General features: G+C 58.8%; 9 protein-coding genes and 1 pseudogene. 9 read left to right on the forward strand and 1 reads right to left on the reverse strand.

The window, feature by feature from the left end:
- The 8 genes and pseudogenes from QT222_RS16175 to QT222_RS16210 form a co-directional block, all read left to right on the forward strand.
- Positions 1-1,650 (forward strand): annotated as a pseudogene (locus QT222_RS16175) (IucA/IucC family protein); the annotation flags it as partial.
- Complete coding sequence (locus QT222_RS16180) at positions 1,647-2,246, forward strand: GNAT family N-acetyltransferase (RefSeq protein ID WP_004056403.1); 600 nt, start codon at positions 1,647-1,649, stop codon at positions 2,244-2,246. The pseudogene QT222_RS16175 and the gene QT222_RS16180, both read left to right, overlap by 4 nt.
- Entirely contained in the window at positions 2,239-3,639 is a 1,401-nt protein-coding gene (locus tag QT222_RS16185) for a lysine N(6)-hydroxylase/L-ornithine N(5)-oxygenase family protein (RefSeq protein WP_491477757.1), read from the forward strand. Before QT222_RS16180 ends, QT222_RS16185 begins: the two co-directional genes overlap by 8 nt.
- Complete coding sequence (locus tag QT222_RS16190) at positions 3,636-5,465, forward strand: IucA/IucC family protein (RefSeq protein WP_491477758.1); 1,830 nt, start codon at positions 3,636-3,638, stop codon at positions 5,463-5,465. Before QT222_RS16185 ends, QT222_RS16190 begins: the two co-directional genes overlap by 4 nt.
- A 973-nt stretch (positions 5,466-6,438) precedes the next feature.
- Complete coding sequence (locus tag QT222_RS16195; RefSeq protein ID WP_004056406.1) at positions 6,439-8,061, forward strand: glycosyl hydrolase family 18 protein; 1,623 nt, start codon at positions 6,439-6,441, stop codon at positions 8,059-8,061.
- 298 nt (positions 8,062-8,359) lie between these two features.
- Complete coding sequence (locus tag QT222_RS16200; protein ID WP_491477759.1) at positions 8,360-10,072, forward strand: glycosyl hydrolase family 18 protein; 1,713 nt, start codon at positions 8,360-8,362, stop codon at positions 10,070-10,072.
- A complete protein-coding gene (locus QT222_RS16205) occupies positions 10,069-11,511 on the forward strand; it encodes a PKD domain-containing protein (RefSeq protein ID WP_491477760.1) in 1,443 nt (480 codons plus the stop codon). The genes QT222_RS16200 and QT222_RS16205 overlap by 4 nt, the downstream gene beginning before the upstream one ends.
- Before the next feature lie 83 nt (positions 11,512-11,594).
- Complete coding sequence (locus QT222_RS16210) at positions 11,595-13,013, forward strand: PKD domain-containing protein (RefSeq protein WP_491477761.1); 1,419 nt, start codon at positions 11,595-11,597, stop codon at positions 13,011-13,013.
- 143 nt (positions 13,014-13,156) lie between these two features.
- On the opposite strand, the gene QT222_RS16215 is transcribed toward QT222_RS16210, so the two are convergent.
- Positions 13,157-13,360: a hypothetical protein gene (locus QT222_RS16215; RefSeq protein ID WP_137685702.1), complete on the reverse strand. Its 204-nt coding sequence runs from the start codon at positions 13,358-13,360 to the stop codon at positions 13,157-13,159.
- Here QT222_RS16215 and QT222_RS16220 point away from each other — a divergent pair.
- Positions 13,340-13,726: alcohol dehydrogenase catalytic domain-containing protein (locus QT222_RS16220; protein ID WP_491477762.1), on the forward strand; the 387-nt coding region annotated here is incomplete at its 3' end. The genes QT222_RS16215 and QT222_RS16220 overlap by 21 nt on opposite strands.

Below are 13,726 nucleotides of genomic sequence, written 5' to 3' on the forward strand. Positions count from 1 at the left end.
GTGTATAAGGGACAGGACCGGGGTGTGGACATCTACGTCCCGCTTCGGTATCAGTCGCTGACCGGCCGACATCTGTTCGAGTGACCCGCCGTGTATCGGCTTGCGAACGACGAGGTACTGAAACTCGACTACCCGACGCTCGTAAATCTCGTCACGACGGAGCTGAAACGTTCGCGCGATGATACGGGTGCAGGCGACGAACTGCTCCTGCGAGTACTCAAGAGCCACAGGAATATCGAACGATTCGTCGAAGCCCGGAAGGACGATGAAGAACGGCTCTACGGCTTCAACACGTCGTTCCGAGATGCCGAGCAATCGCTCGTATTCGGACACCAGCTACACCCGACGCCGAAAAGCCGGCAGGGAATACCGCCGCACAAAGAACAGACGTACGCCCCGGAACTGCGAGGAGCGTTCTCGCTTGCGTACTTCAAGGCAGACCCGTCGCTGGTCCAGCAAAAGTGGGTTCGAGCGGAATCCGCATCCGAGTGGGTCAAATCGACACTCCGCGAGGATGAAACCGTCCCCGAGTCGTTCGTCTCCGAGCACGTCGATACGGATGACGTGCTGCTACCTGTCCACCCGTGGCAGGCGGGATACCTCCGCGAACAGCCGCACGTCAAAGAGAATCTAGGCGACGGACTCGAATACGTCGGCCAAGTCGGACGGGAGTTCTATCCCACGTCGTCGGTTCGGACACTGTACGCCCCTGACTCCCCGTTCATGGTCAAGGCCTCTCTGAACGTCAAAATCACCAACTCCGAGCGAACGAACAAGCTCGACGAGTTGGAGCGAGGCGTCGCAGTCACCGAACTGCTCGAAACCGAACTCGGCGACGAACTGGCGGAACGATTCCCGTCGTTCGACATCGTATCGGACCCCGGATACCTGACGCTCGACCTCGTCGAGGGAGAGTCGGGATTCGAGACGGTCCTCCGAGAAAACCCATTCCGCGGCGACGACGCGATGAACGCGACACCCGTGGTGGGGCTTTGTCAGGACCACATCGGAGATGGGTCTTCGAGGCTCGCAACGCTAATCGAGACAATCGCCGAGCGCGAGGGTCGTTCGACCGATGCAGTCAGCGAAGACTGGTTCAAACAGTACCTCGAACGTTCGGTTCGACCGATTCTCTGGCTCTACTTAGAGCGCGGACTAGGTGTCGAAGCCCACCAGCAAAACAGCGTCCTCTCGCTCGAAGACGGCTATCCCGACACGTTCCCCTACCGCGACAACCAGGGCTACTACCTGCCCGAATCGATTCACGATAGGGTCGACAAACACCTGCCGGGCATCGGCGAGCGCGCGGAGTCGGTCTGTCCCGATTGGATTGCCGACGAGCGCCTCCGGTATTATATCATCCTCAACAACGCCTTCGGTCTCATCAACGCCTTTGGGACCGCCGGACTGGTCGAAGAAAAGCGGCTCCTGAGACTGCTGCGAGAGGAACTCGAATCGCTCCGGGAGTTCGACCGCCCGTCGTCGTCGTTCCTCGACGAACTCCTCACGGAACCGACGGTGCCGTGCAAGGCGAACCTGCTGACCCGCTTCCACGACATGGACGAACTCGTCGGGTCGCTGGCGAACCAGTCCGTGTACGTGGATATCGACAACCCGCTCGTCACGGAACTGGAGGTGGTCTCGCCTTGACAGTCGCGGCAGTAGACAGCAAGCGCCGAGAGTACGCCTACGAGGTGTACGACGAAACAATCGGTCGAACCATCTCCTTCGCCGAAATCGAACTGGAGCGGGACTTCGACCGGCTTCACACGTGGTTCGGCTACGACCACGTGAAACCGGACTGGCAACTCGATCTGCCACGGTCGGAGTTTCGACTCGAACTCGACTCGAAGTTGAACGACGACCACCTCACGCTGTATATCGGACACCTCGACCACGTGCCGATGAGCTACTGGGAGACGTACTCGGCGAAAGACGACGTAATCAGCGAGTGCTACGACGTCGACCCAGACGACAGGGGTATTCACGTGCTCCTCGGCCCGCCGGAGTACGTCGGCCGTGGCTACGGTACGGCGATGATTCAGGCAATCACGGCGTTTCAGTTCGAAACGACCGATGCAAAGCGTGTCGTCGGTGAACCCGATATTCGAAGCAAGCGAACGCACCACGTATTAGAAAAGTGTAGCTTCGAGCTCAAAGGAGAGATTTCCCTTCCCGACAAAGACGCCATGCTCGTACATTGCGACCGCGACCGGTTCTTCGAGGAGAGTGGATACGATGACTGAAACACCCGTCCACGACGTGCTTGGCGTCGGTCTCGGGCCGTTTAATCTCGGCCTTGCGGCGCTACTCGATGGGACTGATGGGTCGGTCGATGCCGTGTTCCTCGAACAAGAAGCCGAATTCGCGTGGCACGAAGGGATGCTTATCGAGGGAACGACGCTCGAAGTTCCCTTCCTCGCAGACCTCGTGACGTTAGCCGACCCGACGAGTCCACACAGCTACCTGAACTACCTCCGGGAAACCGGTCGTATCTACCAGTTTTACTTCTACGAGCGGTTCCAGATTCCCCGCCGAGAGTACAGTGACTACCTGCGCTGGGTCAGCGAACGACTCGATACGTGCCAGTTCGAGCGGCGTGTGACGGACATTCAGTGGTGCGACGACGGGTATTTCGAGGTTATCGCTCGACATCCCGAACACGGCGAAGAACACCGATACCGGGCAGAAGATGTCGTCTTCGGCGTCGGGAGTCGCCCGTACGTGCCCGACGCACTCGGTGGCCATCCGGAACGCGACGTGTTCCACACGGCAGCCTACCGAAACCGAAAATCCCGCTGTCTCGACGCGGACTCGATAACTGTCATCGGCTCCGGACAGAGCGCCGCGGAAGTGTTTTTGGACCTGCTCGATGCGCAGGCCGACGCCGACTATCGGCTCGACTGGCTTACTCGCTCGGAAGGCTTCTTCCCGATGGAGTACTCGAAACTCGGGTTACAGCACTTCACGCCGGAGTACACGCAGTACTTCACCGACCTCCCACAGGAGACCCGCGACGAGGTGTATCCCGAACAGGGACTGCTGTACAAAGGCATCGACGTAAACACCAGCGCAGAGATTTACGACATGCTCTACCGCCGGTCAATCGGCGACCGCGACCCCGACGTGGGGCTGTTCGCGATGACGGAGGTGACGGACATCGACCGAATCGGTGGTGGCAGTGACCAAGGTGATGAGAGCGACGACTCACGATACCTCCTCGTCTGCGAGCAGTGGCAGTCCGAAACGCGATTTACCCACGAAAGCGAAGTCGTCATCCTCGGGACGGGATACCACCGGCCGACACCCGGCTTCCTCTCGCCGTTAGAGTCGTGTATCGAGTGGGACGAGCACGGCCGGTACTGCGTGACCGACGACTACCGCTTGCAGACGGACGACGACGTGACGGGTCGCATCTTCGTCCAGAACGCCGAACTGCACACTCACGGGGTCGGCGCACCCGACCTCGGACTGGGGTGTTACCGAAACGCCCATATCGTGAATCAACTCTGCGACCGAACGGTGTATCCCGAGGACGAGGATACCGTCTTTCAGGACTTTTCGGTCGAAGAGTTCCTCGAAACAGTTAGTGAGGGAGACACACAGATGACCGCCACCTCGATGGAGGGCAGCCGATGAACGGACAAGATATGCTTACGAACGCGCTCGAAACGGAACGATGGACCGGCGTCAATCGCGAGTTACTCGCCAAGATGCTCGAAGAATTCCTCTACGAGGAACTGCTGGAGCCAATCGAACAGAGAACTGACGAGGAATGGACACAGTACCGACTCGATTACGGGTCGGTCGCCTACCGCTTCAAGGCGAAATCGCGGCCGTTCGACAGCTACCGCGTCGACGTGGACAGCATCGAGCGCAAGGAGGATGGCGAATGGACGGCGGCAACCGATGCCGTGCAGTTCCTCCTCGACGCCAGAGAGTCTCTCGGCGTCGCACCCGAAACGGCGAGCCACCTCGTTCGGGAGTACAACAACACACTGCTGGCTGATGCGCACATCGACGCCCGCAAGGAAGGTGTCGAAGAGAGCATCCTCGACATGGACTATCCGGCCATCGAGGGAGAGATGGAAGGCCATCCGTGGTTCACCATCAACAAGGGCCGAATCGGATTCGGCTACGACGACTATCAGTCGTACGCCCCGGAGCTAAAGACCCCGCAATCGCTCGTCTGGGTCGCCGTGCATCGAGCGTTCGCCGACTTCCGGAGTGTAGACGGCCTCGACTACGAGTCGCTTCTGACCCAGCAACTTGAAGACACGACCGCGGAGTTCGCCGACACGCTCCGAAGCAAGGGACACGACCCGGACTCGTATTATTACCTCCCCGTCCACGAGTGGCAGTGGGATAACACCGTTGCCCAACTGTTCGCTGGCGAGATTGCGAGTGACGCTATCGTACCCCTCGGAACGGGGCCGGATACGTACCTCCCACAGCAGTCAGTTCGGACGCTCACGAATATCTCAGACCCCGAGAAGCCACACGTCAAGGTTCCCATCCGTGTGCTGAACACCATCGTCTATCGCGGACTCCCCGGCCAGCAAGCGCTGGAAGCACCGCGGGTTACGGAGTACGTCAAATCGATTCGTGACGATGATTCCTTCCTCCGAGATGATTGCAACCTGGTGCTACCGGGAGAGATTGCGAGTATCAACTATGACCACCCCAAGTTCTCGCAACTCGACGACGCCCCGTACCAGTACCACGAGCTATTGGGCGCAGTCTGGCGCGAGAGTGTCGAATCGCTCGTCGAGGACGACGAGCAGGTGCTCCCGCTTTCAGCACTCATGCACGAGGACACTGATGGAACACCGATTGTCTCGAAGCTCGCCGACCGCGCCGGATGCTCTGTCGACGAGTGGCTGGCGGACTGCTTCGACGTGCTGCTCCCGCCGCTGCTGCATTACCTCTACAAGTACGGACTCGTCTTCATGCCGCACGGGACGAATACGATGCTGGTCCTACGGGACGGAAAGCCCACGCGCCTCGCAATCAAGGACTACGTGGACGAAATCGCGGTTAGCGAAGTATGGCTCCCCGAACTCGACCGACTGCCCGACGGACTGTACGAACACGAAGACATCATCCACCAGCGACCGCCCGAAGGGATGTGCCAGCACATCGTCGGGACGCTGTTCATCTGTGTGCTGCGCTACGTAGCGGACCTACTCAACCGCCGAGAAGGATACGACGAAGACCAACTCTGGCGGCAGGTTCGAGCGAGTATCGAGGACTACCAGTCGCAGTTCCCGGAACTCGAAGAGCGATTCGAACTGTTCGACCTGTTCAAACCCGAGTACGACAAGCTCTGTCTAAACCGAAATCGACTGGTTGAGTACGGCTACAGTGACGACCACGCACCCCCCGAAGTCGCGGCCTACGGCACCGTCTCGAACGCGCTAGCCGAGCTTGAACCAACGATTCGAACAGGACCAACTAGTGAGTAAGCCTTTGACCTAACACGTCGATTCGGAATCGACAGTAGCAGAATAATTTCCACACAAATGTTTTCCCGACACCATATATTGAGGTTGTTTCAAACACCCACACCAACAAAGAGAGGAATTTGAAACGTAGATATAGAATAAATCAACCATTCATAATATTTATGTGTTGGAAATTGATGTACAAACCTAGATAAACATATGTTCAGTTTTAGATGGTTGCCGGGCTTTCATCCACCGCTGTCAGAGCGTGAAATTAGTACCAAAGACAGGTGTTCACGGGAGTCGAAAGCTATCGACTACCGAGAGCCACGGACTGCTGGAGTCAGTTCGTTCAAGTGGATACATGACTGGCAGAGTCTGTTCCACCGAATCACCTACAAATTACACCAGTACGTTTGTAATTGATATCGGGTCAACCATCAAGTAAGACCTGTGTAGCTGAGCTGTGTCGAAACCGTTGTCCCCGACAGGTCAAGGACCTGATCAGTTCGCAGAACATTACACACGTACGACCGTAACGGGGTTCGGCTCATCCAGACCCAGCAGCAACCCTCTGAACGTGGAAACCAAGTACGACGGCCAAATTATTTCGTAATACGAAACAAACTACTAGTGAGCCAGTCGGTATCGGCTAGGGCCACATAGTCGTCCCAAACGGGGAAAGATACCTAATTCCACGAATCCAACCAGTACAATCCCTAGAAGCGAATTTTATGAGGCATACTAACGTAGCAAACAGCGAGGCCCGACTGTTACTATTACGAAATCATCTACGTGGCGAAGCCGATTCGGAATTGGAGGTTGACACGCGTCGTTCGAATACCGAAGGACATTGGGTTCAAACGTTGAGTATATATCGGATAAAATATGATTGGCCGTAGAGTTATTATACTGTGTGAGACAATGGCTCTACAGGATACGTTCGACAATACTGCACACATGAGTGCGCCGTCGAAAACGGTCCGCTCGAACTATGAAACAGAGCAGACGAGACTACCTACGGAACACGTCGGCCCTGCTTGCGCTCCTCGGTGGCGCGGGTACGGCCGTAGCAGCAGAGACACCCCCCAAATGGGACCCTGAAGCAACCTACACCGGCGGCGACCGCGTCACCTACAACGGCTACATCTGGGAAGCCAAGTGGTGGACCCGCGGTACCGAGCCGAGTACGGACGCGAGCGTCTGGAAGCAAATCGAGCCGGTCGACGACGGCGGAGATGGTCCGAAAGCGTCGTTCACCGCAAGCGACCTCGTCATCAACCCCGGGCAAACAGTCGAGTTCGATGCGAGTGGGTCGGGCGACACCGCTACCGAGTACGATTGGGACTTCGGCGACGGAGCGACTGGGTCCGGCAAAGTCGTCTCTCACACGTACGATTCGGTGGGCGAGTACACGGTCAAGTTGACCGTAACGGACGACTCTGGCGCGACTGGCTCGACGACGAAGGTCATCACTGCGAGCGACGGCGGAATGCCGACCGACAAGCGCGTCGTCGGGTACTACATGCAGTGGGCGCAGTGGGACCGCGAGTACACCCCCGGCGACATCCCACTGGACAAAGTCACACACGTTAACTACGCTTTCCTGACCGTGAAACAGGACGGGGCAGTCGATTATATCAACGAGAATGCGGCGTACCGGGTTCTCAAGCCCGAATCGTGGCACGACCACAAAGGGTTCAACGAAATCGTCGACGACCCGACGACCAAGTTCCTATTCTCTATCGGTGGCTGGAACGACTCGAAGTACTTCTCGAACGCGGCCGAAACCGAAGCGAGTCGACAGCGCTTCGCGAAGACCGCCGTCGAGATTATGCGAGAGCACAACTTCGACGGTCTCGACATCGACTGGGAGTATCCCGGCGGTGGCGGAAAGTCGGGGAACATCGTCCGCGACGGCGACAAAAAGCGGTACTCCGACCTGCTAGATGCGGTTCGGGCCGAACTCGACGCTGCCGAACAGGAGGACGGACAAGAGTACCTGCTGACGACCGCACTGTCCGCCGACCCGAAGAAAAACAACGGGCTCGACCACCAGCGTAACACCGGGCTTCTCGACTTCGTGAACGTCATGACGTACGACTTCCACGGAGCCTTCGACGACTACACGAACCACCAGAGTCCGCTGTACTTCAAGGAGAACGACCCGTCCCCACGGGCGGAAGACTTCAACGTCGATGCCGCGATGAGCTACTGGGCGAACACCGCGTTCGACAGTTCCCAGCTTTCGATGGGTCTCCCGTTCTACGGCCGGAGCTTCGGGAACGTCGCGAGTAGCGACAACGGCGGTCTGTACCAGTCCTTCGAAGGCTCCCCCGACGGAACGTGGGGCCAAGACAACGGCATCATGGAGTTCTGGGATATCAACAAGAACCTCGAACCAAGCTCAGAGTACGACTACCACTGGGACGACACGGCCAAGGTACCGTGGATATACTCGAACAACTCCGACGTGCTCGTCAGCTACGACAATCCGAAGTCCATCGGCATCAAGACGGACTACGCCGTCAACAACGACATCGGCGGGATGATGTTCTGGGCATTCTCGGGCGACAAAAACGAAGTGCTACTCGACACGCTCCTCGAACATCTCTAAGACACAGAGAGCACACAGACCACACGGGTCTGTAAACGCACAGAACACGCAGTACGTGCACTAATCGTGGCGTCCCCTCGCCGCGAGGGACGCCAGATAGCGGCTGTAAAAATTCTTTTTTAAAATACTAAAATTTAGACAGTGCCAACATTTAATAACTAATACTCAGTACGGTATCTGTCGTCAGCACGTCGGGAGGGACGTGAAAAATCGGGAGAGACCGCGGGAGTTCAACGCTGCACCCTCTGACAACGGTGATTCCGACCATTACACGACCCACTGACGGGCGACACCAACTATGAGACAGAGCAGACGAAGCTACCTACGGAATACGTCAGCCCTGCTCGCACTCCTTTCGGGCGCGAGCGCAACCGCATCGGCAGCAGAAACACCACCAGCGTGGGAGCCAGACGTGGCATATACGGGCGGTGACCGCGTCACTCACAACGGCTACATCTGGGAAGCCAAGTGGTGGACGAAAGGCGACGAGCCGACCACCGACGCGAACATGTGGAAACAAATCGGAGAGGCCGGTGGCGGCGGTGGCATAAAAGCCGCATTCACCGCGAGCGACACCTACGTCGAACCGGGTGTCGAGATTTCCTTCGACGCGAGCGGGTCCAGCGGAAGTCCCACGAGTTACGAGTGGGACTTCGGCGACGGAGCGACCGGAACGGGAGAGACCGTAACACACACCTACGAGTCGGAAAAGGAGTATACGGTCACACTCACCGTCGGAAACGAGGACGGAACCGATACGACATCGAAACAGGTCACCGTCTCGCAGAACGCCCCGTCGGACGAGTTCAGTGTCGTCGGCTACTATCCGAGTTGGAAGGGGAACGAGGACTATCAGTACTACCCCGAAGACATCCCCTTCGACAAGGTGACCGACGTACTGTACGCGTTCCTCAACGTGAAATCCGACGGAAGCGTGGTCATCCCGGACAGCGAAGTCGACCACAAAGGACTGCTCCAGTCGTTTGCCGACCTCAAGCAGGGTCCGGCCGCGGATACGACGCTCAAACTCTCTATCGGTGGGTGGGCACTCTCGCCCGGGTTCGAGGACGCCGCCGCAAACGAGGCGAACCGAACTCGGTTCGCCGAAACCGCGGTTTCGCTCATGCGGAAGTACGACTTCGACGGCATCGACATCGACTGGGAACACCCCGGTCCGAACAGGGGTGCCTGTGAGTGTGGAAGTGCGGAAGGACCAGCAAACCACGTCAAACTCCTCAAAGCCGTTCGGAACAAACTCGACACCGTCGAGGAAGAAGACGGCCGAACGTACTATCTCTCGGTCGCAAACGGCGGTTCAGACTGGAACGCCTCGTTAGTCAAACACCGCGAGGTCGAACGCGTCGTCGACGAAATCTACATGATGTCGTACGATTTCACCGGCGTCTGGCACGAGACTGCCGGGCTAAACGCCCCGATTTACGGCACGCCGGACGACTACCCACCATCCGGGGACGCCCAGCAGTACACCCTCGAAACGACGCTCGAAATCTGGAAAGAACAAGGCTACTGGGTCGACTGGATGCAGTGGGAAGATTACGGAGAACCGGTCGAAGACCCCGCCAGCCTCGTACTCGGTCTCCCGTTCTACGGCCGCGGCTGTAAGGTCGAAAACGGGATTTGGGACACCTTCTCGCTGTCCGACTGGCAGCAGGGTGACCCGCAGTACCAAAACGAGGTCATCCCACCAGGAACGTGGAACCACCTTCTCGGTTCCGACCAAGCGAACACCGGTGCGTTCGACTACGGCGACCTCGAAGAGAACTACGAGGGTGCCGACGGCTGGCAAAAGAACGTCAACGAACAGGGGCAGGTGCCGTGGCTCTGGAACGAGGAAAAAGGGATATTCATCAGTTACGACGACCCCGCATCCATCGAAGAGAAGGTCAAACTCGCGAAGTCGGAAGGACTCGGCGGCGTAATGTTCTGGGAACTGTCGCAAGACTACAACGGGTCACTTCTCGACGCCATCGACGGACAAGTGAATCAATGAAACAGAATCGACGCTCGATACTCCGGTCCATCGCGGGACTGACCGGGGTTGCGGGACTCTCGACAGCAGGAATCCAGTCAGTGAAAGCGGCCGGTGACTACCCGCAGTGGGACCCAGATACGGTCTACACCGACGGCGACCGCGTCGTCCACGATGCCCACATCTGGGAGGCAAAGTGGTGGACGAAAGGTGACGAACCGAGCGCCGACGCGAATATGTGGAAAGGAATCGAACCCGCCGACAATGCAGGAGACCCCCCGACGGCCGCGTTCGACGTGAGTGCCACGTTCGTCCAACCCGGAACCGAGGTCACCTGCGACGCCAGCGCGTCGACCGGCGACCTGAGCAGCTACGAGTGGGACTTCGGCGACGGAACGACGGGGACGGGGCTTACCACCGCTCACGCGTACGACGCAACCGGCGACTACACCATCTCGCTGACGGTGACCGACGCCGACGGGAACACCGCCGATGCGACGCGGAACCTCACGGTCGACGCCGACGGCGTCCCGTCTGCCAACCCAATCCCGGACAGCGTCTTCGCCCCGTACGTCGATATGATGCTGGAAGACCAACTCTCGCTCGCGGCCAACGTCGAGGCGGCCGGAACGAAGTACTTCACGCTCGCGTTCGTCCTCGCTGATGGAAACGGCGACCCGGCATGGGCCGGAAGCCAGAAGGTCGGCGAACCGAGCAACTGGCTCGATGTCGGCACCCAACTCACCGAACTCCGGGACCAACACGGCGGCGAAGTCATCGTCTCCTTTGGCGGTCTCAACGGGACGTACCTCGCCGAGGCGACGACGAGTGCGAGCGAGTTGAAAGACGCCTACGCGACGGTCGTGGATACGTACGACCTCACGTACATCGACTTCGACGAAGAGTCGCTTATCAGCCGCGACGAGGAGTCGATTCGACGACGGAACGAGGCGCTTGTCATGTTGCAAGACGAGTACCCCGACCTCCGCGTTTCGTACACTCTGCCGGTGATGCCTTCGGGTCTCCCCGGCCACTCGTCGAATGACGTGCTGTTCGTCCTCGAAGACGCTGTCTCGAAAGGCGTCGAACTCGACGCAGTCAACCTGATGGTCATGGACTACGGCGCGGACATCGAGCCGAACGCCGAAAACGCCATCAGTGCGGCAGAGAGCGTCCACACGCAACTCGGCGACCTCTTCCCCAACAAATCAGCCAGCGAACGCTGGAACATGCTCGGACTCACGCCGATGATCGGCGTCAACGACATCGGTGGGACGTTCTATCAGGAGGACGCCAGACAGGTCCTCGACTTCGCACAGAACCACGACCTCCGGTTGGTCTCGTTCTGGGAACTCGTCCGCGACAACGGCAAAGGCGACAAACTCTACGAGAGCACCCTCATCGAGCAGGAACCGTTCGAATTCTCGTCTCTCTTCAATCCGTTCACGACCGACCAATGACGCAGAAAGCCTTCACAACCAACCAATGACGCAGAAAGCATTCACAACCAACCAATGACGCAGAAAGCATTCACAACCAACCAATGACACAGAACCGCCGAACCTATCTCCGGAACGTATCAGCACTCGTCACGTCGGTTGCCGGCGTGGGCGCAGCATCGACAGCAGTATCGGCCGAGTCCCCGCCGAAGTGGGACGAAACGACGCTATACGAGAAAGGCGACCGCGTCACCTACGACGGTTACATCTGGGAAGCCGACATCGCCTCCCGAAATGCCGAACCGTCTACGGATTCAGCCTACTGGACCAAAGTCGGCCCCGACGACGGTGGCGACGACGAGAGTCTGACGGCGGCGTTCACCATCGACGACGCGACTGTGACGCCGGGGACGTCGGTCTCGTTCGATGCGAGCGAATCGACCGGTACAGTCGATACCTACGACTGGTCCTTCACTGACGGCGCGAGTGCGAGCGGGAAGACAGTTTCACACTCGTTCGAATCGACTGGTTCCTACGGGGTCAAACTCACAGTTACGGGGTCAGACGGTGCAACCGATACGACGGACAAGACCGTCACCGTCGAATCGTCAGATGGCGGCGGAACGCCAACAGGCAGCCTTCCGTCGAACGTCTTCGCACCCTACGACCACGTCTCGACGAATTCGGAGACGGCACCGATAGACCACGCGAAAAAAGCAGGGACGAACTACTTCCATCTCGCATTCGTGCTCGCAGGGCCGGACGGAAAGCCGGCGTGGGACGGCGATTCGAACCAACTCGTCGGTGAGTCGTCCGTCGGCGGCTATATCGACGACATCCACGCTGCTGGCGGCGAGGTCATCATCGCCTTCGGCGGCGCGGCAGGGCCGTATCTCGCCGATGGAACCGACGACCCGGCGGTTCTCGCCGACCACTTCGAGACGGTCGTCGATGCGTACGGCGCGACGCACCTGGACATCGACGAAGAGGCGTTCGCCATGAGCACGGTCAAGCGCCGAAACGAGGCGCTCGCGATGCTCCAAGAGCGACGCCCCGAGGTCAGCGTCTCCTTTACGCTCCCCACGTCGACGAAGGGACTGACCGCACAGGGCAAAGACGTGCTTCAGGACGCCATCGACAAGGGAGTCACCATCGATACGGTGAACATCATGACGATGAACTACGGGTGGGTCGAACCGAGCGGCGATATCGTGACCCAGTCGGCCAGCAACCTCCACGATGACCTCGGCACTCTGTTCCCCGACAAATCGGCCGGCGAACGCTGGAGCATGGTCGGAATCACGCCGATGATTGGCGTGAACAACGTCGGTGGGAAGTTTACGCAGGCCGACGCGAAACAGGTCCTCACCTTCGCGCAGGACAACGACATCGGCCTACTTTCGTTCTGGTCTATCGACCGGGACAACGGAACCGGTTCTGGCGAGGTGTCGCCCGTGAAAAGCGGTATCGACCAAGAGCCATACGAGTTCTCGTCCATCTTCGCTCCGTTCACGAGCGAGTGACAGGACTCGTAGCTAGCCGCTGACCCGCCGGAGTTCGACCCGGCTGTCAGCACTCTCGGCGTGCTGGCCTGCCAGCACACGACCATCCTCGGTCCATCGAATTTCTTTTCTCCGATTCGTCGGAGCGTCGTGCGCGGGCGAAACTACTGGTTACCCGAAGGTATTTGTCCCAACCCAGTGACGTGTGTCGTGATGATTGCCTTACCGAGCGCCCCCTGTGTTGGTGACACCGGCTCACGACACCGGATGCGGCACAGTCCGATGGGCAGGTCGAACAGCGCGAGATACGACGCACCGGACGACCGAAGCGGACGGAGGATGCTGTAATGCGTGCGATAGCCGTCCATCGCGGCGAGGAATCCCCTCGGGTCATCGACGTTCCGACACCCGAACCAGCGGACGGGGAGGTTCTGGTCAAGACGCTTAGAGTTGGCGTCGACGGCACCGACCACGAGGTTATCAAGGGAACTCACGGTGGTTTCCCACCGGGTGACGACTACCAGATACTCGGCCACGAAGCCATCGGTGTCGTAGTCGACCCGACGACGACGGGCTTCGAGGAAGGTGATATCGTCATTCCGACCGTTCGACGGCCGCCGGACGGGACGAACGAGTACTTCGAGCGCGGCGAACCGGACATGGCTCCCGACGGGAAGTACCTCGAACGTGGTATCGTGGACGCTCACGGCTATATGTCGGAGTGCTTCACGAGC

It is taken from the genome of Haloferax sp. s1 (genome assembly GCF_058382125.1).

Bases quoted from the DNA above. Each gene is read 5' to 3' on its own strand.
- QT222_RS16190 (WP_491477758.1), top strand. From the start codon at position 3,636: ATGAACGGACAAGATATGCTTACGAACGCGCTCGAAACGGAACGATGG.
- QT222_RS16195 (WP_004056406.1), top strand. From the start codon at position 6,439: ATGAAACAGAGCAGACGAGACTACCTACGGAACACGTCGGCCCTGCTT.
- QT222_RS16185 (WP_491477757.1), top strand. From the start codon at position 2,239: ATGACTGAAACACCCGTCCACGACGTGCTTGGCGTCGGTCTCGGGCCG.
- QT222_RS16210 (WP_491477761.1), top strand. From the start codon at position 11,595: ATGACACAGAACCGCCGAACCTATCTCCGGAACGTATCAGCACTCGTC.
- QT222_RS16205 (WP_491477760.1), top strand. From the start codon at position 10,069: ATGAAACAGAATCGACGCTCGATACTCCGGTCCATCGCGGGACTGACC.
- QT222_RS16200 (WP_491477759.1), top strand. From the start codon at position 8,360: ATGAGACAGAGCAGACGAAGCTACCTACGGAATACGTCAGCCCTGCTC.
- QT222_RS16215 (WP_137685702.1), bottom strand. From the start codon at position 13,360: ATGGACGGCTATCGCACGCATTACAGCATCCTCCGTCCGCTTCGGTCG.